This window comes from Chitinophaga sp. S165 (assembly GCF_003182155.1).
Taxonomy (GTDB): domain Bacteria; phylum Bacteroidota; class Bacteroidia; order Chitinophagales; family Chitinophagaceae; genus Chitinophaga.
The window spans coordinates 859,271-883,548 of sequence record NZ_QGTG01000002.1 but is presented as its reverse complement, the minus strand read 5'-3'; the positions used below and the strand labels follow the sequence as shown (position 1 = coordinate 883,548).

Annotated in this window: 19 protein-coding genes and 1 tRNA gene; 8 read left to right on the top strand and 12 right to left on the bottom strand. The window is 45.0% G+C overall.

What is annotated here, in order from left to right:
• The coding region (locus C7475_RS11880; RefSeq protein WP_110053564.1) for a hypothetical protein at positions 1-495 on the top strand (495 nt) is incomplete at its 5' end.
• 463 nt (positions 496-958) lie between these two features.
• On the opposite strand, the gene C7475_RS11875 is transcribed toward C7475_RS11880, so the two are convergent.
• The 6 genes from C7475_RS11875 to hflX form a co-directional block, all read right to left on the bottom strand.
• Positions 959-1,543 (bottom strand): hypothetical protein, encoded by a 585-nt coding sequence (locus tag C7475_RS11875; RefSeq protein ID WP_110053563.1) that lies wholly within the window; start codon positions 1,541-1,543, stop codon positions 959-961.
• Positions 1,540-2,847 carry an AAA family ATPase gene (locus C7475_RS11870; RefSeq protein ID WP_110053562.1) on the bottom strand — a complete coding sequence of 436 codons (1,308 nt, stop codon included), beginning with the start codon at positions 2,845-2,847 and terminating at the stop codon, positions 1,540-1,542. Before C7475_RS11870 ends, C7475_RS11875 begins: the two co-directional genes overlap by 4 nt.
• Positions 2,848-3,031: 184 nt before the next feature.
• Positions 3,032-3,105: transfer RNA gene (locus tag C7475_RS11865), tRNA-Asn, on the bottom strand.
• A gap of 72 nt (positions 3,106-3,177) precedes the next feature.
• On the bottom strand, positions 3,178-4,773 hold the full coding sequence (locus C7475_RS11860; RefSeq protein ID WP_233259828.1) for a glycosyltransferase family 39 protein: 1,596 nt from the start codon (positions 4,771-4,773) through the stop codon (positions 3,178-3,180).
• Between the two features lie 71 nt (positions 4,774-4,844).
• On the bottom strand, positions 4,845-5,183 hold the full coding sequence (locus C7475_RS11855) for a Rieske 2Fe-2S domain-containing protein (protein WP_110053561.1): 339 nt from the start codon (positions 5,181-5,183) through the stop codon (positions 4,845-4,847).
• 8 nt (positions 5,184-5,191) lie between these two features.
• Positions 5,192-6,385: a GTPase HflX gene (gene hflX, locus C7475_RS11850; protein ID WP_110053560.1), complete on the bottom strand. Its 1,194-nt coding sequence runs from the start codon at positions 6,383-6,385 to the stop codon at positions 5,192-5,194.
• 137 nt (positions 6,386-6,522) lie between these two features.
• On the opposite strand from hflX, the gene C7475_RS11845 reads away from it, so the two are divergent.
• Positions 6,523-8,550, top strand: a complete 2,028-nt coding sequence (locus tag C7475_RS11845; protein ID WP_110053559.1) for a S9 family peptidase — start codon at positions 6,523-6,525, stop codon at positions 8,548-8,550.
• 82 nt (positions 8,551-8,632) lie between these two features.
• A complete protein-coding gene (locus C7475_RS11840) occupies positions 8,633-9,412 on the top strand; it encodes an enoyl-CoA hydratase-related protein (protein ID WP_110053558.1) in 780 nt (259 codons plus the stop codon).
• Positions 9,413-9,484: 72 nt separating this feature from the next.
• Here C7475_RS11840 and C7475_RS11835 read toward each other — a convergent pair whose 3' ends face one another.
• A complete protein-coding gene (locus tag C7475_RS11835; RefSeq protein WP_110053557.1) occupies positions 9,485-10,183 on the bottom strand; it encodes an outer membrane beta-barrel protein in 699 nt (232 codons plus the stop codon).
• A 171-nt stretch (positions 10,184-10,354) separates the two neighbouring features.
• On the opposite strand from C7475_RS11835, the gene C7475_RS11830 reads away from it, so the two are divergent.
• Positions 10,355-11,401, top strand: a complete 1,047-nt coding sequence (locus tag C7475_RS11830; RefSeq protein ID WP_110053556.1) for a hypothetical protein — start codon at positions 10,355-10,357, stop codon at positions 11,399-11,401.
• A gap of 23 nt (positions 11,402-11,424) precedes the next feature.
• Entirely contained in the window at positions 11,425-11,946 is a 522-nt protein-coding gene (locus C7475_RS11825; RefSeq protein WP_233259827.1) for a metalloprotease family protein, read from the top strand.
• Between the two features lie 68 nt (positions 11,947-12,014).
• On the opposite strand, the gene C7475_RS11820 is transcribed toward C7475_RS11825, so the two are convergent.
• The 4 genes from C7475_RS11820 to gcvT all read right to left on the bottom strand — a co-directional run bounded on the left by C7475_RS11820 (position 12,015) and on the right by gcvT (position 18,357).
• Entirely contained in the window at positions 12,015-15,761 is a 3,747-nt protein-coding gene (locus tag C7475_RS11820) for a DEAD/DEAH box helicase (protein ID WP_110053554.1), read from the bottom strand.
• Positions 15,762-15,942: 181 nt separating this feature from the next.
• Positions 15,943-16,671, bottom strand: coding sequence for a 2-phosphosulfolactate phosphatase (locus tag C7475_RS11815; protein ID WP_110054047.1), 729 nt, complete (start codon positions 16,669-16,671; stop codon positions 15,943-15,945).
• 89 nt (positions 16,672-16,760) lie between these two features.
• Positions 16,761-17,234: an SRPBCC family protein gene (locus tag C7475_RS11810; RefSeq protein ID WP_110053553.1), complete on the bottom strand. Its 474-nt coding sequence runs from the start codon at positions 17,232-17,234 to the stop codon at positions 16,761-16,763.
• A 34-nt stretch (positions 17,235-17,268) separates the two neighbouring features.
• Positions 17,269-18,357, bottom strand: a complete 1,089-nt coding sequence (gene gcvT, locus C7475_RS11805; protein WP_110053552.1) for a glycine cleavage system aminomethyltransferase GcvT — start codon at positions 18,355-18,357, stop codon at positions 17,269-17,271.
• 306 nt (positions 18,358-18,663) lie between these two features.
• On the opposite strand from gcvT, the gene C7475_RS11800 reads away from it, so the two are divergent.
• The 3 genes from C7475_RS11800 to C7475_RS11790 are packed head-to-tail and all read left to right on the top strand — an operon-like array spanning position 18,664 to position 21,459.
• Positions 18,664-20,283, top strand: coding sequence for a M28 family peptidase (locus C7475_RS11800; protein WP_110053551.1), 1,620 nt, complete (start codon positions 18,664-18,666; stop codon positions 20,281-20,283).
• A gap of 37 nt (positions 20,284-20,320) precedes the next feature.
• Positions 20,321-20,722 carry a hypothetical protein gene (locus C7475_RS11795; RefSeq protein ID WP_110053550.1) on the top strand — a complete coding sequence of 134 codons (402 nt, stop codon included), beginning with the start codon at positions 20,321-20,323 and terminating at the stop codon, positions 20,720-20,722.
• Between the two features lie 50 nt (positions 20,723-20,772).
• The gene (locus C7475_RS11790) at positions 20,773-21,459 is read left to right on the top strand and encodes an NUDIX domain-containing protein (RefSeq protein ID WP_110053549.1); all 687 of its coding nucleotides are present in this window, start codon (positions 20,773-20,775) and stop codon (positions 21,457-21,459) included.
• A gap of 94 nt (positions 21,460-21,553) precedes the next feature.
• Here the strand turns inward: C7475_RS11790 and C7475_RS11785 are convergent, their stop codons facing one another.
• Positions 21,554-23,989 carry an ABC transporter permease gene (locus C7475_RS11785; RefSeq protein ID WP_146217528.1) on the bottom strand — a complete coding sequence of 812 codons (2,436 nt, stop codon included), beginning with the start codon at positions 23,987-23,989 and terminating at the stop codon, positions 21,554-21,556.
• Positions 23,990-24,278: the final 289 nt, after the last annotated feature.

Sequence of the window (24,278 nt, the reverse complement as noted above, 5' to 3'; positions counted from 1 at the left end):
TCTCTCGGCAAGCAAATCACGATCTACGAAAGGAATGGGCAGATCATTATGGCGAAGAAACGCGGCCCTTCAAGGAAAAAGCCTACGCAAAAGCAGCTGGAAGCAAGGCTTAAGATGACTATTGCTTCGGCACGCGCGCAGCTGATGATGGAAGATCCGCAGATAAAGGCTTACTATCAGTCGCTGGCAGGGCCGGGCCAAAACGCCTATAATATTGCGGTGAAGGATGCTTACCGCAGTCCTGAAGTCCAGAATATCAGGTTAGAAAAGGAGGAAGTTGTAGTGACTGCCCAAAATGAGTTCCGGGTAGCAGAAGTGGAGGTAAAGGTAATAGACGCAGAGGGCGTTATCACAGAAAGCGGCCGGGCAGTTTTGGGCCGGAACGGCGTAGACTGGTATTACAAAGCAGCGGCACTGCCTGCGGGTGGTAAAGTCATGGTGGTGGTGAAAAGCTTGCCGGGGAATCGAACGGTGAAGGAATTGCTGCTTACATAAAAAATGTCTTCACTGTTTATGAATGGTCTCTCTCCGATTGGGAGATCACTCCCGAATGCGCTCTAATTTGAAAGTCGGCTTGGATTATTTTGATATGTGTTATTCCGCGCTAAAAGTGGATAGGCGTAGCCGTGACTTGATCACATGAATCGCCAGGGTTTCAACTTGATCCCTTTTGATGGTTCATAAAAACAAAAAAGGCCTGCATTTCTGGAAGCCATCACTTTCTTTCGCTTCCCTAATGAGATAATTATATAACTTTTCCTCTCACGATTTATCAGAATTCAGCGAATTTCTCATCGTCCCCACATAGCCGGTTGTCATTGTTTCCTAAAATACCGGATTTGTTCCAATCTTATCTGCAAGCCTTTTCTTTTCTCCCCTAAAAAGACGATTATCTAACTAGCTCTTGCAGAATTTATTAAAAAAATTCAACAAACTATAATCATTAATATAGGATATTTTATGGTAGCATTGACCAAATATCTACTTTGAATTCCTCTTTAATTGCTCTTGGGTAATGAATCTGCTCAGGATCCCGGCCAATTAGATCATTAAAAAAGCTATGTTCGTCTGCACCATAGATGCTGATAAGCGTTCTCGTATTCTTAATATACCTTTTTCTCCTATCGGCTAACACTTGATCATCCAATTTTAATAACTTAATCAAGTTACTTGCTTCAATATCATTCGATTTTGCTATGTAGTCTCCTTTGTAGTATAATACTCTATCCTCGAAATCCACAGAATCAGGATGTAATACTGGTTGGAAATTTGCCCATTTGCTGCCCTTTTCTTTATTCCATTGATGTTTTACAACATACCAATTAAAGTAGCTATCTTGCTGGGTATTTTTTAATGTTGGATTAAAGTGCTCTATATCTTTTGCGTCAGGCCTGCCCATATACTCATCTGTATATGCACAATAGTTCTTCTGTTCTTGTAATAATACAGCTTCTATTTTTTTATTGTTAGCCGAATTTTTAGGAATATAGCTTAAGCCATCGACTATAATTGTCGAATTCGGATCTTTTATTGCCTTCCTCATTCAAAATCAAAATTGTATTTATTATTCAACTTTACCGCCTTTAAAAGGAGGTCCTTCTTTCTCTCAGGATCTTTTTCCTGGACCATCTCTTGTTTCAATTTCAAATAATCCTGATATGCTTTTTTGCCAAATTCGTTATAATACTCAACGTTAAAGTCCTCTCGAAGAATGTCATTGGGGTCATCCCCAATGGGAGATAATCCTTGTCTAAGAGCTACTTTGCCATTCTTATCGAAGTATAAAATAAAACGCTCTTCCGGTTCAAATGCGGCTGCAATAAAGGGCGAATGCGTAGCGACCACAAATTGAGCTTTAGGGGCCAGTTGCTGATAATATGACATCAGGTCAATCTGTACATCCGGAAAAAGTGATCGTTCAGGTTCATCTAATAAAATGATAGCATTATCAGTATCCAATTGCATTAAGGGAAATAAAGAAAGTAATAATCCCTTAGTACCCGTACTTAAACTTGAAATTGAAAGGATCTCTTCCGTTATTTTTGATCGGATGGGAACTGGATATTCTGTATTAACAAGGTCAACCTCCAAACTTAATTTATCCAGCACAGGATTAATGGCTCCTGCAAAAGCCGACAACGGATTTTCATGAGCTTTTGACCAATTGACATATTCTTTATTCAATCTATTTACGTCTCCTATAGCTCCATTATTTATCAGTTTAGACATCAACTGTGTAAATTCCTTCCTGTAATTCAATATATTATTTAATAACAGTAGCCACACGTCAACATTTATAGCCTGCGAAAATTCATATATATATCCTGGATTCTCAGTAAATCCTGAAACACTGATATTCTCTTGCTTCTTGTCAGATATAACAGTAACAATATCCAAAGGATTTTTATCAAGAATATTTATTGTCTCTTTTGAAATAATGTCAGCGCTAAAATACAGTAATTTGAAACTCTCATCAACAAGCCTTCCCACAGCACCTCCTCCAGAAGATGGTAAGTCTTTAATTTCAATTCCATTCTTAATAATTTTATCCTTTTCAGAGATCAAACTCCCTCCATTATATTGATATTCTGTTTGTACATCACCATCCAAAAAAGCATTATCATATCTGTACAAATAAGTATTATTAAGAAGCTCGGTCTGGGATAATATTAACATATTGTTCTTCAACAACTCTAAAATACCTGTCTTCCCTGTCGCACTTTGCCCAACTATACAGATCTTTTCCAACGGTACTCCTGCCTTCTTATGACCTTCCGGGTAAGTAAAGTCAAAATTTATATTCTCTAGATGTCTGTATGATTTTATGTTAAGCTTTTTAATCTTCATAGCCCTTAATTAAGAATTATGTTGAAGCGGGTATATAAAAGATAGAGAGTATTCAAGCTACAACTTAGCTGTTAAATGATCAAACCCTGCCAAAACTTTAAAGAAAGATATCTTGTTAATCGCTGAAGTTACTGAAAACTAAAAAGGCTTGCAAAATCTACATTTGCAAGCCTTTTCTTTTTCGCTCCCCCTTCAGGACTTGAACCTGAGACCCTCTGATTAACAGTCAGATGCTCTAACCAACTGAGCTAAGGAGGAGTGTTTTCCCCGTTTCGGGATTGCAAAGATAGACAAATTCTTATTCCTGCAAAATTCTTTTCATATTTTTTTCTAAAAAGAATCTACAAGAACCAGCAAACGCTTATCCACAGCGAATTCCCTGGTATAAAAATTTACAAATTGACCGTCAAGCCTGGTCACAGGGAAATGCGAAAACGTCTGAATAACCTTACACTGATGCCCCTGCGCTATCAATGAATCTTTAAACTGAGGAGTCGTATAAATCAACGAAGGTCCCGGAGGTAAAGTATCATACATCAACCAGGGCGCATCGAGATAATATTCCAGCGCATAAGAATGCGCCCGGTACATACCTACTGCTCCGCCCTTCAGATTTTCATTTGCATAAAACGCCACCTCACTTCCACTTTGATACCGCAACACATCAGGATAGAACAGTCCGTTCAGAAAAAGATTCAGCACTACGCTCGCCAGGCAGGTCCGGAAAAACACCTTTGCGATTCCCTGCAATGGGAGCCATATAAAAACGCCGATTACGAGCCCGATCAATATAACAGCCACAAAATTGATTTGAGGCCGGTAAAGCGCCCATAAACCAGGAATAGCGATAGCGATAATCACCATAATGACATACTGCGTAATACGGAACGCTTTTTCTTTTCTGATCGACAGAATATACTGCGCTGTCAGGATCGAAAAGAAGGGAAATATAATATTCAGATAGTGCGGTAGCTGGAATTTCGACAACGAAAATAACAGGAAGGTAGTAAGCGCCCCGCTGATGCAATAATACTCCCTTGCCTGGCGTCCTTTCCTGATAAAGGTGATCACCGCCACATAAAGGAAAATAGACCAAGGCAGAAAGGCCCATAATACTGTATGCAGAAAGAAAGAAGGGTCCCCGCTGCCTTTGATCGGGCCACTGTTCATGAAGCGCCCGAACTGGCTATCCCAGAAAAAGAAACGGATACCTGATACACCTGTTTGCCCGAAAACAACCTTCTCCGGATGAGCGTCAAACTGTTGATACAATGCATACAGCTCTGGTGTAATAAACACACCGACCAACACCGCCACTATCAACCAGCGTACATGGAAAAGCTCATTCCACTGTTTTGTGAATACAAATTGCCCTATCAGCGCAAAGCCTATCGGCACCAAAGCGAAAGGGCCCTTTGTCATTACGGCAAAGGCGGCCATCAAAGCTCCCAACAGCAACTGCCGTTTATACAGATGATAAACACTTGCAATGATAAGCCCTGTCAGATAAGGCTCTGCCCGCACGTCTGTACTCGATATAACAAGGTGCTCTGCTGTCAGCAGGATACAAACAGACCAACGGGCCACCTGTTCTCCATAGAGGTCCTTTGCAAAACGGTAGGTATAAGCCACCCCTAGCATCAGGAATAAAAATGCAGGCAACTTGTAAGCGAACGATGTAAAGCCGAATAACTGGTAGGAGAGGGCCGCCATCCAGAAAGGGAAATGAGGTTTATCCAGCCAATCCTGACCGTCAACAAACAGGTTCAGGTAATCATGATGCTGCACCATATGTTTGGCGATACCAGCATATAAAGCGCCGTCCGGCTCCATTATAGTAACCGGAAGACCACTGATATGTACAAATATCAGCAGCCCGACCATCCACAGACTGACTTTTTTTTCCGAAACAGAAGATAGTGACATGCGGAAAAGGTACAGCACTGCCAGCACTTCCACAAAAGTAAGCGGGTTATTAATCGAAAATTAACAGGGTGTCACCAACCGAAAAGACTGGATTTTTCAAACCCGATATACAGGCCGTCCTCCCGCTGCTCCAGCGGATAGGTTTTCAGGTAAAAGCCTTCACCACTACTGTTATACCCGTTCTTTATATTGAACCGGTATCTGTGCAGCGGACAAACAACGTTACCGACATCATCTATAAAACCATCCGCCATGATGCCGCTTGCATGCGGACACTTATATGCGAATGCATAGAGCTGCTGCTCATAGCGGGTGTAACAGATCTTTTTACCCTGTATTTCCATTACACCGATCTCCCCATCTCTCGCATACAGATCTGATAAACGATGCCAGTTGTATTGTTTTGCCATGAAGTCTTCTAATAAAAATATTCACTCTTGTATGGGTAACGCTCTCTGTAAAGGGTTACAACCTTTTCCATGATGGTCTTACGCAGTTCTTCAATATTCTTACGCTCTAAAGCGGAAATGAATACGCAGTTTCCCTGGGTCCGGGTTTCCCAATTCTCTTTCAGTTGGTTCAGGATGTCCTGTTTAATATCATCAGCCAGCCACTTGTCGAAAGTCTGCTGTTCATACAGGTCCATCTTATTGAAGATCATGATAATGGGCTTGTCGAAAGCCTTCAGGTCCTGCAATGTGCGGTTCACCACCTCTACCTGATCTTCATACTGCGGATGAGAAATATCCACTACATGTAGCAGAATATCACTTTCCCTAACCTCGTCCAGGGTAGACTTGAAGCTCTCTACAAGATGGTGAGGCAGCTTGCGGATGAACCCTACCGTATCGCTAAGCAGGAACGCAGTCTGGTCAAATACCACTTTACGGGTGGTAGTGTCCAGTGTAGCAAACAGCTTGTTTTCGGCAAATACCTCGCTCTTGCTCAACAGGTTCATGATAGTACTCTTGCCCACATTCGTATAACCTACCAGGGCCACACGAATATATTCACCACGGTCTTTACGTTGTGTAAGCGACTGTTTTTCAATCTCGGCAAGACGCTTTCTCAGCAAAGCGACCTTCTCCTTGATGATACGACGGTCCGTTTCAATTTCCGTTTCCCCCGGACCTCGGCTACCGATACCACCTCCTTGTCTTTCCAGGTGACTCCACATCCCTTTCAGGCGGGGCAGAATGTACTGATATTGCGCCAGCTCCACCTGTACTTTCGCCTGGGCCGTACGTGCACGGCGGGCAAAGATGTCCAGGATCAGGTCACTACGATCTATCACTTTCACATTCAATACCTTCTCGATGTTGGCTATCTGGGAACCAGTCAGCTCATCGTCAAATATGACAAGATTGATATTTCTACCAGTAATAAAATCCTTAATTTCTTCCAGCTTACCCTTTCCTACGAAAGTAGCCCTGTCCGGACGAGCCAATTTCTGGGTAAACCGCTTTACAGTAGTAGCTCCGGCTGTCTCCGCAAGGAACACCAGCTCATCCAGGTATTCCTGTACCTGGCGCTCTGACGACTGCTCCTTATGAATCAATCCCACAATAACCGCTCTCTCTTCCTGTTGTACAATTTGTTTCTTCTCAATCAAAGTATATAATAATTTACTGCAAAGGTATGGAATTAGTCCATTGCCCCATAGGCGGCAGGATATGACCGGTAATCGCCCTCTTCTGGCTCTACAACTGACTATTTTCCCTACATTTAGCGTCCAAACAAAATCTGAACATGCACAAATCACTTTTGTTAACATCACTTTTTATATCAACTATGGCAACGGCGCAGCAGAAAATGACGCCTGAACTGCTCTGGCAATTGGGCAGAGTTAGCGGGGAAACGATCACAGCAGATGGTAAGACAGTTATTTACGGCGTTTCGCGATATAACATCGCGGAAAATAAAAGCGAAAAGAACCTGTACGCTATCCCGCTCACAGGAGGCACCGCCAAACAGATCACCACAGAACCCGGTGCTGAAGGCGATGTCAGCGCTATCGCCGGACAAAAGATCAGCTATACCTATAAAGGTCAGCTGTGGGAAATGAACGCCGATGGCACTGGCGCTACCCAGATCACCAATATCGAAGGTGGCCTGCAGAATATCCGTGTTGCGCCCGATGGCAAACATATCCTGTTCTCCAAGGAAGTGAAGTTGAAAAAAGTGGCAGGAAGTGATTTCTATCCTGATCTTCCTAAGTCTAACGTGCAGATATATGATAATCTCAACTACCGCCACTGGGATACCTGGGAAGACGGTAACTTCCAGCATGTATTTTATGCCACTTACGAGAATGGTAAAATAGGCGCCCCTGTAGATATCATGGAGGGCGAATTGTACGACAGCCCTCAGATGCCTTTCGGTGGTTCAGAAGATATGATCTGGAGCCCCGATGGTAAAAGTATCATCTACGTTGCTAAAAAGAAGTTCGGTAAGGAATATGCACTCAGCACCAACACCGAGATCTACGAATACAACCTGGAAACGCGCTCTACCAAAAACCTTTCCGAAGGATTGGCTGGTTATGATGTAGCTCCCTCTTTTAGCCCCGATGGCAAATACCTGGCATGGCTGGGGATGGCGAAAGATGGTTTTGAAGCAGACAAGAACGACATCATTGTATTTGAACGCGCTACCGGTAGACGTACTAATCTTACAAAAGATTGGGATGGTACCGTTGCTTCCATCCACTGGAATAAAGACGGCAAACAACTGCTCTTCCTGGCTGTAGTAAAAGGCACTGAACAGCTGCTGGAAATCAATCTTCAGAAAGACATTACAGCTACCACCGCTAAAAACATACGTCAGGTAACAGAAGGCGACTTCGATATCAGTGGTATCGTAGGCCAGGTAGGCAATACGCTGGTGGTATCCCGTACGGATATGAACCACGCAGCCGAGCTTTTCACCCTGCAACTGCCTAAAGGTACGCTGCAACCGCTCACTACGGTGAATAAAGAGACCTACGACAAAACGGGCATGTGTAAAGTAGAAAAGCGCTGGATCAAAACCACAGACAATAAAGACATGCTTGCCTGGGTAATATTCCCGCCCGATTTCGATCCTGCTAAAAAGTATCCGACCTTATTATATTGCCAGGGAGGCCCACAGGCGGCACTTTCTCAATTCTATTCCTACCGCTGGAACTTCCAGCTTATTGCCTCTCAGGGTTACATCGTAGTAGCTCCTAACCGCCGCGGTATGCCAGGACATGGTGTGGAATGGAATGCATCTATCAGCAAAGACTGGGGTGGACAGCCTATACGCGACTATCTCAGTGCAATCGACGCTGTAAGCCAGGAACCATATGTAGACAAAAACCGTCTTGGCGCAGTAGGGGCTAGCTACGGCGGATACTCTGTATATATGCTGGCTGGTGTACACAACAACCGCTTCAAGTCATTCATTGCACACGACGGTCTGTTTGACCTGAAAAGCTGGTATGGTACCACAGAAGAGCTCTGGTTCGCTAACTGGGATATTGGAGCTTATTGGGATGCTGCCAATGGAAAAGTTTATAAGGAATACAATCCCAGCGAATATGCTAACAAGTGGAATACGCCTATCCTGGTTATTCAGGGTGGCACTGATTTCCGTGTGGGCATTGAACAGGGATTGCAGGCCTTCCAGCTGGCGCAGCTGAAAGGCATCAAAAGTAAGCTGCTGTATTTCCCCGAAGAAAACCACTGGGTACTGAAAGCCCAGAATGCCCTTGTATGGCAACGGGAATTCTTCCAATGGCTGAAAGAAACACTGTAAAGAAATAATAAAGGATCAGGAATTGATCACGATTCCTGATCCTTTATCCTTCATTGATAAGTTATTATAAATTCCAAACGTTATGTTCACCTCTCTCTTATTGAACATCCAGGAAGGTATTGCCACCATCACACTGAATCGTCCGGATGTATACAACGCTTTTAATGACCCTTTAAGTTATGAACTGCAAGATGCCCTGAAACAGGTAGAAAAGGACCCTGCTGTAAGGGTAGTAGTATTGACTGGTGCGGGCAAGGCCTTCTCCAGTGGTCAGGACCTGAAAGCGGCTATGAATGGAGAAAAACGTAGTCTCAGTGAATCATTGCATAAACGTTATAATCCTATTATCAGGGCTATACGGAATATGCCGAAGCCTGTTATCTGCCAGCTGAATGGCATTGCGGCCGGAGCAGGTTGCTCCCTGGCGCTTGCCTGCGATATGATCATCGCCAGCGAAACGGCTGCTATGGTGGAGATCTTTATTAATATAGCCCTGGTGCTCGACTCAGGATCTTCCTATTTCCTGCCCCGTACTGTCGGGTATCACCGGGCTTTCGAACTAGCCACAAAGGCTACAAAATTATCCGCAGCAGAAGCACAACAACTGGGCTTTGTCAATAAGGTGGTGAAACCTGAAGAACTGGAAGCCGCGGTATTAGCAGAGGCAACATTTTATGCCAATGCTCCTACTAAAGCCATTGCACTGCTGAAAAAGATGCTCACAAAAGGGATGACAGAAAACCTGGATACAGTACTTGACTACGAAGCTTACTGCCAGGAAATTGCCGGTAATACAGCCGACAACACAGAAGGAGTACAAGCGTTCCTTGAGAAACGTAAACCTGCTTTTAAAGGCAACTAAGACACAATATTACCATAAAAGCGAAAGGGCATCCGCATAAGCGAATGCCCTTTAATATTTCTTCTCAACAGATTATAAACCGCTGAGCATAAATCCGAAAGAATAAGGGTTCACGTCATAAGTACCGTTGTCTTTGAACAGTCCGTTCAGTGCATAAGTACCATACAATGCGAAGTTACCATAACCAACTCTAGCTGTACCGGCAAAGCGCCAGGTATTGAAGAGACGTTTGCTGGCTTCTTTTTCAATCAGTTTGGAACCATTCACATTACTTACTGATCTTGTATGTGCATTCAACAGGTTACCGATCTTCAGACCTACACCAACCTTAAAGCCTTTGTTTGCATTCTCAGGAACCTGGCGATACCGTAATTCCAATGGGATCTCCAGGTAGGTAGTCGCCAGTTTGAATTTGCTGTAAGCATCAGTTTCATCGAAATTAGGAATAGTAGAAGCACTTCTCAGGTCCAGGCTCATATCACTCAGGTGATAATGATCAGACCCGATCCCTAAACCTGCTGCAAGGCTGAAATTAGTTTTCTGCAAAGGAATATCATACATAAATGCGATATTCAGCTGGCGGTTAAAACCAGTATTGATAGCGCCAGCGCCCGTACCTGTCAACCCGACATATCCCAACTGAATCACTAAGAAATCCTTGGAATGTGTGGCTGCTCCCATAGCTGTATTAGCAACTGCATTCTTGGCATCCTGTGCAAAAACACCGAAAGAAGCCGCCATTAGTCCCAGCGAAAAGAATAATTTCTTCATGTTTAAGTATAAAGTCTTGAAAAAGAATATTAGGCAAATTTAATGGAATAGGAATAAAACAAAGGGTTAAAATATTTATAAAATATTAACGCCTGTTTATACAGCTGTTAGCTCCTTTTCCGAATACCGGTCTAAAAACATATCTTTCCGCTACCTAATATGTTATAACCTATGGAAGAATTCAGTAACCGCATCAATCTGCGGTCTGCAGGATGTGCTAAATGTCATGATCCCAAATACGAACGCGGTTATAAAGTAAGGCTTTGCAAGGACTGCCGGCGGGAATTATCCCGGTACCCGCTCAAAAGAGAAGTGATCTGGGGTGCACTAGGGGTAAGCGTTATACTATTGCTCGCCCTCTTCCGTTTACCTGCTTATTTCAGAGCTGGGGTAGACTATATGAAAGGCGTCCAGCTGGCTAAAGAACATAAGTATGTAAGTTCTGAAAAGATCTTTACCGCCACCCTGCAAAAATTTCCGGGGCACACCAGTTCCCTCGTACATCTTATCACGGCTGCCTATTTCAATGATGACCTGACCAGAACAGACAGCCTGTTCTCCGTACTGAGAGCTACTACAACAACGCTGGATGACGAGGAATTAATGGACGAACTTTCCCTTGTAACGGATAATAGCAGGTACTACGATATCCAGGACGACTCAATAAGAAATCAGTGGGATATATTAAAACAGGATACCACAGCTTATCGTAAAGTACTGGAAGATTATCTGTTGAAGGCTCCTTACGATCTTGCTGCAGCAGTTGATCTGGCCTATCTTTATCTTGATCTTAAAAACTATAAAGGGACTGACAGCCTTTGTAGAAAAGCAATTCATGACGCTCCATTATTCAGGCCCGCTTATTTCGAATTGCTGTCATCACTGAAAGATCAGAAGAAATACGAAGAAGGTCTGACCCTTTCAAATGAGCTGCTGGCACAAAATACAGAATCGCTATCGGCCCTTCTTTCATTGGCTACATTCCAGCTCAAACTGAAAAAAGACAAAGAAGCATTGGCGACTGCCCGGCAGGCATTCAAGTTATGGCCGGATACGCCAGACGTACTTGCAATACTTTCTCTGGCCTGCCATTTTAATCACCAGCAGGAGGAATCTGCACGTATGCTTGCAAAACTGAAGAACATGACTTCCGCCGACAACACTCAGCTGGCTGATCTTCAGAATTTCATAACCGACAAAACACCCTACAGGGACTAAATATGATGATTCCTGGCGTTTATATGGCCCTGATAACCTTTCCGGGCGTAGTGGTGCACGAGTTTGCCCATCAGCTCTTTTGCCGCCTGTGTGGCGTGGCCATCTTCGATGTGAAATACTTTCAGATGGCCGATCCGGTGGGCTATGTAGAACATGAACCGGCTAAAAAACCTGCGCACCAACTGCTCATTAGCGTAGGTCCTTTCATTGTTAACAACATACTCGCACTTGCTCTTGCCTTTCCGGCAGCGATACCTGTATTTATGTTTAATGATGGTTCGCTGTTCGACTATCTCTTGCTGTACTTAGGACTTTCCATCGCCATGCATGCCTTTCCTAGCACCGGAGACGCGAAAGTGATGTGGAATACTATCTGGCACGGAGAAGACACCCCTTTGTGGCTGAAGATCATCACCGTTCCGATCACGGGACTGATCTATGCAGGGGCAATAGGTTCCATGTTCTGGCTTGATCTGGCCTATGGAATGGGCGTTGCATTCGGATTACCTATTCTTATCGTTAAGTTCTTTTCGCAGCTCATGTAAGCCTGTCAAACTAAGAAGGACGTACCGGCAAACTGGTACGTCCTTCTTAGTTATAATAAGTTTCATGATTAACTGAACAGATAAAGCACATCTTCCTTCGTGAGCTTCTTCACAAATCCGGAATCATCTGCAATGATCTCTTTCACCAGCGATTTCTTTCGCTCCTGTAACTGCAGGATCTTTTCTTCCACTGTATCCTTACAGATCATACGGTAAGCAAAGATGTTCTTCGTTTGACCAATACGGTGAGTACGGTCAATAGCCTGTTGCTCTACTGCCGGGTTCCACCATGGGTCCACTATATATACATAGTCGGCCGCTGTCAGGTTAAGACCCACACCACCCGCTTTAAGTGAGATCAGGAATACCCTGCAATCGTCATTCGCCTGGAAGTTCTGAATAGCGCGTTCACGTTCCGTAGCAGATGTACTACCGTCAAAATACTCGAACGGTATCTTCATGTGCTGCAGTTTCTCCCTTATCAGGCCGAGCATGCCGAGGAACTGGGAGAAGATCAGCACTTTATGGTTACTGATGTTCTCTGACATTTCACGGGTCAACTCATGCAGCTTCACTGAATGGTTCGGATATTGTTCGGCCTCATTGAGGATAGCCGGCGAATCACAGATCTGACGGAGCTTCATCAACCCTTGCAGGATGGTCAGCTGTGAGCGTTCCATACCCTGATCTTCAATTACGCCCAATATCTTGGAACGGTAAGAATTCCTGTATGCATCGTATATATGCCGCTGTTCCGCATCCATCTCACAGAAGATCACAGTTTCTATCTTCTCTGGCAGTTCTTTCGCTACCTGCTCTTTCGTACGGCGCAGAATGAACGGATAGATCAGCTTGCGCAGATGGTCTTTGCGCTCTTCATCCTGGAACTTGTCTATCGGTGTGGCAAATTCATTCCGGAAGAAGTCCACACTTCCCAGCATGCCCGGATTCAGGAAGTTCATCTGGGCATAAATATCAAATGTATTGTTCTGCATCGGCGTACCGCTCAATGCAAGTTTGTTCTTTGTATTCAGCAGCTGTGCCGCTTTAGTCACTTTACTCTGTGGATTCTTGATAGCCTGGGATTCATCCAGCACCACATAATCCAGGTCCATCTTCATCAATGTCTGGACATCACTTCTCAGGGTACCGTAGGTAGTGATCAGGATGTCAAACTTCAGCAACTCCTCAACCGTTTTAAGTCGGGTGGGGCCGTGATGAATATGATAGGTCATACTCGGCGTGAACTTCTTGATCTCATTTTCCCAGTTGTAGATCAGGGTAGTAGGACATACCACCAGCGCCAGACACTTATCATCATGTTTATTCTTATAATGCTGGATAAATGTAAGCGCCTGAATGGTCTTACCAAGACCCATATCATCTGCCAGGATACCTCCCCACTTCACTTCATCCAGATAGTTCAGCCATTGGAAGCCACTTTCCTGGTATGGACGCAGGGTCGCGTGCAGGTTGTGAGGCAGGGATATATTACGGATCTCGTCAAACTGCAACAACTTACGCCGCTTCTGTTCGAGCTCCATTAATACCGCGTCGTCATCAATGAACTCATACAGTTCATCGATCACACTGAAATTGTATTTACTCAGTTTCAGTGCACCTTTATCTTTTTCCTCGCCGATCTTGAACAGCAGGGAGTATTTCTTTAACCATTCTTCCGGCAGTAATCCGAGAGATCCATCCGCCAGCTGTACATAGTTCTGCTTACCTGCCAGCGCCTGTTTAATATCACGTATGCTTACCTTCTGATCACCATACGTTACTTCGATCTGTGCATCGAACCAGTCAATGCCGGAACTGATCTGAAGATTGGTCACAGGCTTATGGGCGCTGAACTTAAAGTTCTTCAGGTTCTCAAACCCGAACACCCGTACATTCATTTCCTTCAGCGTATCAAAGAAGAGGAAGAACCAGTTGTTCTTCAGCGCCTCTTTTGCCTTCAGAAAGAAATAATTATTTGAGTTAGGCTGGGAGAAATTGGAATGCAGGGTACTCAGCTTCTCAACGAACTGTTCTTCTGCTTCTTTATTCCGGTGGATGATCAGGACCTTGTTCCCCTCTTGCACCGTTATCTTGCCATCATCATTCCAATCGACTTCCTGTCCGTGATATGCAAATCCCGGCTGAATGATAAATGTTTCACCTACTTCACGAAGGAACACCCTGCATTCAGGCAGGATATCATCCACTTCGGCCAGTAACGAATTATCAAACTGGATCTGGTATTGCTTGCTTAATGGCAGCAGGTAATCCTGCAAGTACGTCCCCCACTGGTCTGCTGGGATACGGATACGGCCACTTTCACGGAACAATTCAACGTGCAGTGCATCCTGTGCATTTTCAAACAGGTAGAGAACATTGTTCTTCAGGAAAAGTATAGAGCTATCCCACTCGTTATCAGAGACGTTCACCATCTCACCCTCTATAAGGACATGACAGGTCACTTCAATGACATCAGCAGAAGCATGTGTTTTAAAAACAGGTTGCAGTCTGTCGCCAGCCAGGTGAACAGGGTGAAGATTTTTTGTTTTGAACGGCTGCCGGTTCGGTAACAGGAACAACAGGCCATGTGCCGCTATCTGCGGAAACAGTTTGGCCAGTTTAGGATGCAGGTATTCCAGCATTAGTTCCTTTGTTTCCGTTGGCAGGGCCGATTCATTATCATCATGGGTGATATTTTCCCAGATGCCTGCAAAAGGAGAGTTCTTACTCAGGAATTTGCTGACTTCCATACCCTGTACCTTACGTACAGGCGTGATCAGGTCACGGTCGGCTTCTTTATAAAGGTAGAAGTCTACGTATTTGGAGAGGTCCAGTTTATTGACCAGCGATACAAAACCTGTTTGCTCTTCATTCACTTCACCACTTACGAGGTCTATACGGAAGAAAGGATACAAAGGTTCGTTCGCATTAAATACTACGCCTATGCGCTGAGTGATCGCGGCGGCTACCTCCGGTGCCGGAGGGGGAGGAGCTGGCTGCCTGCTGGCCAGGGCCCCGTCAACTCGTTTGATGCTCGGATCAAGTACCCGCAGGAAAGGCTTTCCTTCCATATAGGAAAAGGTGAACTTTCCTTCCAGGTTATCATCAAGTGAGTAACCGTATAAGGACAGGAGTTTGTTCTTTTCCTTATCCCAGTTACGCAGTGTGTCAAAGTAATATGGCCCCTGGGTATTCAGTAAATGAATGAACAGGGCGGTCTTGTGTTTACACACAGCATGTTCTGTTTCATCACAGGTACAGTGTGTATCAAAGAAACGTTCTTCATTCCGTTGGATGATCAGGGGATATTCCTGCCCTTCATATTTAAGGGTAGCCTCCACCTTCTCATCTTTCGCTGAAGTGACTTTAAAGGCTTTTGCAGATTTTGCCATTTTCTCTGCTTCCGTGAATATCTCAGTGGAAGTGAGCAGTTTAAGCGACTTGAGGTCTATGAACTTCATTTTCACCAGCGTATGCTGCTGATTATACTGGGTATCATAGCTTTCGAAGTGGTTTTTGTCCAGCATTTCCTGCAACTGGAACATGGCAGCAGCTTCGTGCCGGCAGATGTCTCCCAGGTTATAGGGACACTGACAACGGACGGACATGTTGCCTGTCTCATGGTATTTGTTAATGGAAACGCGGTAATAATTTGCGTGGGTATCGCTCTTTACCCTGAAAGTGGCCGACTTGAGAATAGGATCAGCTTCTAACAACTCCACTCCTCCGGTTGCAAAGATGCGCTTCCCCCTCCGGATCACCTCATCGGTTCCGTTGTTATATACATATTTCAGTAGCTGGGGTAGCGACATAGTTTCAAATTGCCCGCTTTATAATCAGCCGGGTTAAAAGCTAAAATATTTAGCAGCTGATGAAAAGGCAATTCACAAAAGTACGCAGAAAAATCCTAAAAAGCTACAGCATGAGTAGTCTTCGCGATACATTGTATCACTTCCAGAAACAAACACTTTATAAAAAGGAATTATCTTGCGCTTATTCCGCAGCAACAAGCTCTCCGTTCCTGAAAATGGGCAGTACGTTGGCCCCATCGGGTGTGAGGCAGTACCTGATATCTTTCTCCAGACCAAATTTGGCTAAGCGCCTGTAATGAGAGGCCTGTTTCATGACTTCGTGAATATTGTCTTTTGAGATCTGGTACAATGCTTCTGCTGCAACGGCAGAATCATCGTCAATAGTAAAGTGTTCTTTCAACCGGCTTACGACAGCACCTGCAAACAGGGTGTCTTCCATATTTACCCGGTCTTTCCAGGCCGCGCAACCCAGTATCACTGGTTTGCCCTGTGCCAGGAGGTAATCACATACTGCAGAAAGGTTTGGAAATGAGCCCGTAATGATCTCAATGGCATCTTTAGCCATATGCAACAGCTTGGTCCCGTTTGTGGTGGTCAGCACCAGTGTTTTATCCTGTATAAATTCCCGGGAGTATTCAAAAGGGGAGTTCCCATGCAGCAAACCTTCCGCAATCTGCCCATCTCTTTCACCAGCCGTGATAGCGTCGTGTCCCAGCGCTTCCCCTATACTGATACACTCCGGTACGGAAGCAACGGGTATCACTTTGGCGGCTCCGTTATATAATGCTGTACAAATAGTGGACGTTGCCCTCAACACATCAATGATCACCACAATACTGTTCTTTACATCATACAAGTGTAACAATGCCGGTGATAAACATACTTCTAAGGTCGGTTTCTGCTGTTCCATTGCCATATTTAAAAATCAGGAATTAAGTACCAGGAATTGAATGTCAATGTATCCATCAATTGCTGACGCTTAATTCCTGATCATTTATTTTAATCCAGTATCACTCTCCACTTCTCGGTCTCCGCGTAATCTTTAATCACTTGATTCCGTAACGTCAGCAGTTGGGTCATGTATTTATTAAGGTAAAACCTTTCAAATAATCTTCCCAGCCAGCCATATGGCGTTCCGAACTCCATTATATCAATTGCAACTGTACCGTTACCTATTTCTTTAAAATGATGCTCATGTTTCATATAGGTGAAATCCCCTGCCACCATTTCATCGCAGAAATACTCTGTTTTACGCATTTCTGTGATACGGGTGGTCAGCTGCCTTAACTTACCCAGGTGTTTGGCCTGCCAGGTTACCGTTTCATCCAGCTCTATCAGTCCGTTGGTACGTCCTTTGATCGCTTCTTCCTGCATATGCGACATACTGCGCTTGTGCAGTGTAATGCTCCGGCTCAGGTCAAAGACCCGCTCCAGCGGAGCATGAATGACGGTGGTGATATGAATTGTGGGCATAGAATAGATATGGTTTTTGCAATTATAAGCTAACTTAACTTAAGAATGGCACCTTCACAACTCTGGCTTTCAATAATTTGTCCCTTACGCCGATAAATATTTCAGAATCCTGGGCCGCAAATGCCGTGTTTACGTATCCCAGACCAATCGCTTTCTGCAGGGAAGGTGACTGTGTACCAGAGGTTACCTTGCCTATTACGTTGCCGGCAGCATCCTTGATCTCATAGTCATGACGGGGAATACCCTTGTCTATCATTTCAAAGCCTACCAGTTTTTTGGTAATGCCTGCCGCTTTCTGCTGCTCAAATTTACTACGGGAAGTGAATTCTTTAGTAAATTTTGTGATCCAGCCCAAACCGCCTTCCAGAGGGGAGGTTGTATCGTCAATATCGTTGCCGTACAGACAGAAGCCCATTTCCAGACGGAGGGTATCCCTTGCACCCAGGCCGATCGGCTTCAGGCCTTTAGGACCGCCTACTTCGAAAATAGCGTCCCAGATCTTATCGGCAGCACCATCTTTATCTTCAAAATAGATCTCAATGCCACCTGCTCCGGTATAACCGGTAGCGCTTACCAATACGTTCGGTACGCCCGCAAATTCACCCTTTGCAAAGGTGTAATATTTCAGGTTTACCAGTTCAATGCCGGTCAGCGGTTGCAGTATACTGGCCGCATTTGGTCCCTGGATAGCCAGCAGGCAGGTCTTCTCGGAAATATCGTGCATTTCCACGTTCTTGGTATTGTGCTTGCTGATCCAGTTCCAGTCCTTCTCTATATTGCTGGCATTCACCACCAGCATATAAACTTTATTTTCTTCGATACAATATACCAGCAGGTCGTCCACGATACCACCTTCGTCATTAGGCAGGCAGCTATATTGCGCCTTTCCTGCTGTTAGTTTGGAGGCGTCGTTGCTGGTAACACGCTGTATCAGGTCCAGTGCGTTTTCTCCCTTCAGTATGAATTCACCCATGTGGCTTACATCAAACACCCCTGCATTATTCCTGACAGCCAGGTGTTCATCATTGATGCCTGTATAGGAAATCGGCATGTTATACCCGGCAAAAGCAGCCATCTTAGCGCCCAGCGCTATGTGTTTGTGTGTAAATGGTGTGTTCTTCATAAATTTAATGATCGGTTCTGTTTTGGGTATGTTTTTAGGTTTAAGTTTTGTTTAAGCCCCGCAAAAATAGGCTGATTTTCCAAATTAGGCAGGTAAATAGTGATTTTGGTGCAATAATTGCCTCCGGGTATATGAGCATCGCCAGAGAACCATCCCTGCCTGCAACGGTATATGAACAAGTTAGAACCTTAAACTGTTATTAGCAATCGGTACATTCGTTGCTAACCAGCTACTTAGAAACGTATCTTTGCAACAAAGACCTGGTCTGCCGGCTCTTTCAGTAGACTCTTTAAAAATTCAATAACTGTGAAGCATACCGCATGCCTGTTGGCGCTGTTATTACCCTTTACTCATCAGCTGAACGCCCAAAAGAAAGCCGATCGTAAGACGCTGGGTAATCTTCAGGCCCATATTACCTTCCTGGCCAGCGATAAACTCGAAGGCCGCCGTACCGGCACTCCCGGCGAGCAACTGGCGGCGGAATACATTTCTGCCCAGATGAAACTGGCAGGCCTCACTCCAAAGGGAGATAGCGGTTACCTCCAGACATTTCCAGTAAGCGAAGGCAAACTGATTGCGAACACCTCTAACCTCACCGTTAATAAGATTACCCTTACTCCGGGAGAACAATTCATTCCCCTGCCTTTCAGCGCCCAGAAAAGCGCCAAAGGCGACGTGCTGCGCGAAGTGAATGAACCTGAGAACATCTGGCTGTTTAATGTGAAGGACTTTGAAATGCAGCCTCATGCCGATCCCCTGGAAATATACCGGCAGAACGCCCGGGAAGCCGCCAAAGCCGGCGCTACCGGTGTTATCTTCTACAATGGTGAAGAGACTCCACGGGAAGTCCAGAAATGGTTAGCTATTCCTGTCGAACCACTGTCCATACCCGTAATCTGGGTAAACGGGGAAACCAGCAAACTACTCTCTGATGCAGAAGACCTTCGGATCAATATGCAGGTGAACTTCGCCTCCGGCAGACGTACAGGTACCAACGTAGTAGGTTATATAGATAACAAAGCTGCCAATACAATTGTAATAGGTGCACATTTCGATCACCTGGGACATGGTGAAGACCATAATTCCCTGGCGCCTAACGACAAGACCATCCATCATGGTGCCGACGATAATGCCAGCGGAACTGCGGCATTGCTGGAACTGGCCAAACTGCTGAAAGCCTCCCGCCTCCAGAAATACAACTATCTGTTCGTAGCCTTCTCAGGAGAAGAACTCGGACTGTTCGGCTCTAAATACTTTACAGAACACAGTTCTGTAGCCCCCACTACTTTCAATTATATGATCAATATGGACATGATAGGAAGACTGGACCCCGCCAAGGGACTACAGGTAGGAGGGATCGGTACTTCCCCGGTATGGCCAACACTCTTGCAGCAAACCATCCCGGCCGATATTCGTACTACATACGACTCATCCGGCACTGGTCCGTCCGATCATACTTCTTTCTACCTGAAAAATGTTCCCGTGCTGTTCTTCTTCACCGGTACGCACAGCGACTATCACAAGCCATCCGACGAAGCGGCCAAGATCAACTATGCAGGAGAGCTAAGCGTGATCAAACTGGTATATACACTGGTAGAAAAGACCAACAGCATGGATAAACTGGCCTTCACCCGCACACGCGACAAACAGGCCACCACTACCAGCGCCCGGTTTACTGTAACACTGGGCATTATGCCTGATTATACCTACCAAAAAGCAGGTGTAAGGGTTGACGGCGTGTCTGATAATAAACCCGCCAGCAAGGCCGGTATCCTGACTAACGACGTGATCGTTGAGCTGGGTACCCACACCATTGTGAATCTGGAAGATTATATGCAGGCCCTGTCCACCTTCAAAAAAGGGGACAAAACAACCGTGAAAGTCAGGAGGGAAGACAGCGAAAAAGTATTTGATGTCCAATTCTGACCGTTTTATAATATCTTGCAGCCCTTAATATCGTTGTATGAAGCCTGTTTTGTTCATATTGAGTGCCTTCGCTTTTTGTGTTGCGTGTAATCAGACACGTACCAGGGAAACGGATACCTCCAATTATGATGTCATTACAGAAAAGAGTTATGTAGTACGCAATGTCAAACCCGTAAGCGGAGATCCGAAAGTAGACTCCATACTACAACGGAAGCAGGAACTGACCGGTTACCTTGAGCGCCATGGCTTTGTACGCCACGTGGCTACAAAGGACAGCATCGTGTTCCGCCGTAACAACAGACAGGAAGTGGTCATTGAACTGCCGGTACCATCAACTACGGCAGAGGCTAACCTGATCATTGCATTTGATCCGATGAAAAATCCCCTGTTCATTAATCTGAAAAAAGACACTACACAGGTGGAACAATATATTAAATAGTGAGTATATGCCGGGATAACCATTACCGGCCCTAATCTTTAGAACTGGATTTGGAACCTAAGCAAAACATAAGACTTTGTGTAGATGCGGTAGTCTTTGGCTATACCGCTAAAGAAAGCATTTCGGTATTACTTATCAAACGAACCATTCCTCCCTTCATGCATCGCTGGGCATTGCCCGGAGGTTTTGTAATAGACGGCGAAACACTGGAAGAAGCAGTGACCCGCGAGTTACAAACAGAAGCAGGAGTACACATCAACTACCTCGAACAACTTTATACATTCGGCCAGCCTGAACGCGACCCACGTGGCAGGATAGTATCTGTAGCCTACTTCGGACTGGTTAACCCGACCAACTTCAAGCTGGCTGCCAGCTCTGACGCTGAAGACGCCAACTGGTTCGACATCAAAAAACTACCCGACCTGGCGTTTGATCATTCCTCCATCGTCGAAGCTGCCGTTAAGCGTTTACGCGCTAAGATCAGGTATGAGCCTATAGGATTTGAACTGCTCGATCAGAAATTCCCGATCTCAGACCTGGAGAAGCTCTATGAAACAGTACTCGACCGGCCTATTGACCGCCGTAACTTTCAGAAGAAGATCAACCACCTGGGCATTCTGGCGGGACACAATGAAAAACAAAAACACCCTTCTGCCGGCAGGCCAGCTAAACTTTACAGCTTTAATGAGGAACGCTATTTCAAGCTGAAAGAGGAGGGTATTACTTTCGAGATCTGAGTTACATTAACATCGTGAGGTTATATGCAGCCTGTAGAGGCTATAAAAAAGATCCCTGCCATTGACAGGGACCTTGCTATCTATCTGTTTACATTTATTCTGATTTCAGACTTTTAACGGGATTGGCCATTGCTGCCTTTACCGCCTTGTACCCAACAGTCACCCAGGCAATTACTAAGGATAAAACGATCGCCAGTAGAAAGATTTCCCAACCCATGTTTGTATGATAATAGAATCCTTCCAGCCATCGCTGCATAAAATAGTATGCTACCGGCATCGATATCAGGAAGGCGATCCCGATCAACACAGTGAATTCCCTCGAGAAAAGATAAAGGATATTTTGTATCGAAGCCCCTAATACCTTTCGGATACCAACTTCCTTTGTCTTTTGTACCGCCATGAACGACACCAGCCCATATAACCCCAGGCAGGAAATAAAAATAGCCAGGAAGGCAAAGACTTTAAACAACTGTGCCGTCACCGCTTCCGCTTTATAAAAACGGCCTATCGTATCGTCAAGGAACCATGCATCGTATATGTATGTAGGATAGATGCCTGTAAACACCCGCTCCAGGTCCTTCAGGGTGGCACTTACTTTATCCGGATGGAGCTTTAGCGCCAGTGTTCCATAACCGTTATAGTCAGAAGTAATAACCAGCGGACTTATAGCGTCCCGCAGGGAATTATCATTAAAGTCCTTCACTACACCAACAACAGGATATCTTTTCCCTGGTTCAAATCCCACCAGCTTACCCAATATATCTTCTTTTGACCTTAACCCAAGCTTTTTCACAAGTGCTTCATTTACCAATATCTCCCGGACGGTATCACTGGGAAAAGGTTGTCTGCCTGCAGCCAGTTCAAGGCGGAATGTTTTAAAATAACCGGAATCACCATAGAGCCGTTTAACGGAGAAGGATTGTTTCTCTCCATCATTACCAAAATAAAGGTTCGAATACTGCTGCGCGTTTGAAGCTGGTGCTGTCCAGCACAAGCTGCTGGCTTCTACTCCCGGCAATTTGGATAGCTCTGCTTTCAGATATGGATATTTAACTTTAAGAGCACTGTCACTGGGCAGGTCTACCAACACGATCGCATCCTTCTCAAAACCCAGCGATTTATTCCTGAAAAATGACATCTGCTTTATTGCTACCAGCGTTCCTATTACTAACAGCTGCGCAATTACAAACTGGAATATCACCAAGCCCCTGCGCAAGGAAATTCCGCCTGCAGACCTGTTACTGATCCTGCTTTTTATGGCCATTAAAGGATTGAACCCCGATAGTACAATTGCAGGATAAGACCCTGCCAGCAACGTTACAATGATCCCTGTCGATAATAAAAAGAGCAGTATAGCAGGAGATTGATATAGGCTGAGAGACAGCGGTTTTTCCATCAGCTCACTCAGGTAGGGGACAGCTATCCAGGCAATCAGGGTTCCCAATACCAGGGCACATAACGTGATCAATGCGGTTTCATTCATAAATAGTTTAACCAGCTGACTGCGACCGCTGCCCAATACTTTACGCACACCGATTTCTTTAGCCCTGTTGACGGATTGGGCTGTTGCCAGATTGATAAAATTTATACATGCTACCAGCAACAGAAACACACCAATAAGCGCTAGTGTCCACAGTTCTCGCTGTGTAAGACTATCTCCTTTAAGGGTACCAAAACGTTTGTCGAGATGCAATTCCCCTAATGGTTGCAAACCCAGGGACACTCTTGTGTTAGCATGTTCCTGCTCTTCCCTGAAATTATTCTTTACAAAAGCCGGCATCTGTGCCTGTAATTTCCTTACCTCCTGGTTCTTTGCCAATAATACAAAACACTGAGTACCGCCGCCCAGCCCACGCCAGTTGTCCCACTGTTCTTCCCCGATCAGATTCCGGTAGGTCTTATAAGACGCCCCTAAACGGATGGGAACATCAGTATTATCCGGCAGGTCTTTAAACACACCTGTAACCCTTAAGGGTACACGGTAAGACCATAATAACACTGTTTTACCGATTGCATTTTCAGGCTTGCCAAAAAAGGTCGTAGCAAGACTTTCATTCAATACTGTCGTATTGGGCTCACTCAACCCAGCAGGTGTCCCAACCACCCATTTGAAGTCGAAAATATCATATAGCGAAGGCTCCGTAAAATAGACCCCCTCCTCCACCTTAAACTTTTTTTCCTCAGCCTGTCCTGCAACAGGTATATAGAATTGTGCTGACCCTGTTGCCTGTACAGCAGCAACCTTTTCCATGGACGGGAAATAACGCCGGAGACCATCCGCTAAAGGTCTGGGCGTCATGCTATGTGTTCCTGTTATTCCTCCATCTGCAGGACTGTGGTCAGTAGTCACTATTCTGAATATCCTGTCATACCTGCTCTGATAGTTATCATAACTGGTCTCATAATGGATCACCAGAAAAATGAGCAAGCTGGCTGCAATTCCTACCGCCAATCCCAGGATGTTGATCAGCGAGAAAGATCTGTTCTTCCCGAGTGCCCGGAATGATAGTTTAAAATAGCTGTTTAGCATAGCAAGGGTATTGCTGCCATATGTCACAAAAAGCAGGTCAAAAGAAAAAATATCTCATTTTCAATCAGATAGCATCATATCAATTGCTTTTTATGTGCGCTTACAGCACAGGTATTGTCCGGTTCTGGACATGTGCAATCATAAAAACAACAAAACACAATAGGACTCCGTTAGGAGTCCCCTGTTTGTAGCCGGGGTGTTAACCCTGGGTGCCAATGCGATGTCCCCGGGTTATTAATATCGCATCAAACCATGGTTAGCAACACAACATCAACCACATTGGTTAACA

Excerpts from the sequence above, each read along its gene's own strand:
- C7475_RS11875 (WP_110053563.1), bottom strand. The coding sequence starts at position 1,543 with ATGAGGAAGGCAATAAAAGATCCGAATTCGACAATTATAGTCGATGGC.
- C7475_RS11870 (WP_110053562.1), bottom strand. The coding sequence starts at position 2,847 with ATGAAGATTAAAAAGCTTAACATAAAATCATACAGACATCTAGAGAAT.
- C7475_RS11860 (WP_233259828.1), bottom strand. The coding sequence starts at position 4,773 with ATGTCACTATCTTCTGTTTCGGAAAAAAAAGTCAGTCTGTGGATGGTC.
- C7475_RS11855 (WP_110053561.1), bottom strand. The coding sequence starts at position 5,183 with ATGGCAAAACAATACAACTGGCATCGTTTATCAGATCTGTATGCGAGA.
- C7475_RS11845 (WP_110053559.1), top strand. The coding sequence starts at position 6,523 with ATGCACAAATCACTTTTGTTAACATCACTTTTTATATCAACTATGGCA.
- C7475_RS11840 (WP_110053558.1), top strand. The coding sequence starts at position 8,633 with ATGTTCACCTCTCTCTTATTGAACATCCAGGAAGGTATTGCCACCATC.
- C7475_RS11835 (WP_110053557.1), bottom strand. The coding sequence starts at position 10,183 with ATGAAGAAATTATTCTTTTCGCTGGGACTAATGGCGGCTTCTTTCGGT.
- C7475_RS11830 (WP_110053556.1), top strand. The coding sequence starts at position 10,355 with ATGGAAGAATTCAGTAACCGCATCAATCTGCGGTCTGCAGGATGTGCT.
- C7475_RS11825 (WP_233259827.1), top strand. The coding sequence starts at position 11,425 with ATGGCCCTGATAACCTTTCCGGGCGTAGTGGTGCACGAGTTTGCCCAT.
- C7475_RS11820 (WP_110053554.1), bottom strand. The coding sequence starts at position 15,761 with ATGTCGCTACCCCAGCTACTGAAATATGTATATAACAACGGAACCGAT.
- C7475_RS11815 (WP_110054047.1), bottom strand. The coding sequence starts at position 16,671 with ATGGAACAGCAGAAACCGACCTTAGAAGTATGTTTATCACCGGCATTG.
- C7475_RS11810 (WP_110053553.1), bottom strand. The coding sequence starts at position 17,234 with ATGCCCACAATTCATATCACCACCGTCATTCATGCTCCGCTGGAGCGG.
- gcvT (WP_110053552.1), bottom strand. The coding sequence starts at position 18,357 with ATGAAGAACACACCATTTACACACAAACACATAGCGCTGGGCGCTAAG.
- C7475_RS11795 (WP_110053550.1), top strand. The coding sequence starts at position 20,321 with ATGAAGCCTGTTTTGTTCATATTGAGTGCCTTCGCTTTTTGTGTTGCG.
- C7475_RS11785 (WP_146217528.1), bottom strand. The coding sequence starts at position 23,989 with ATGCTAAACAGCTATTTTAAACTATCATTCCGGGCACTCGGGAAGAAC.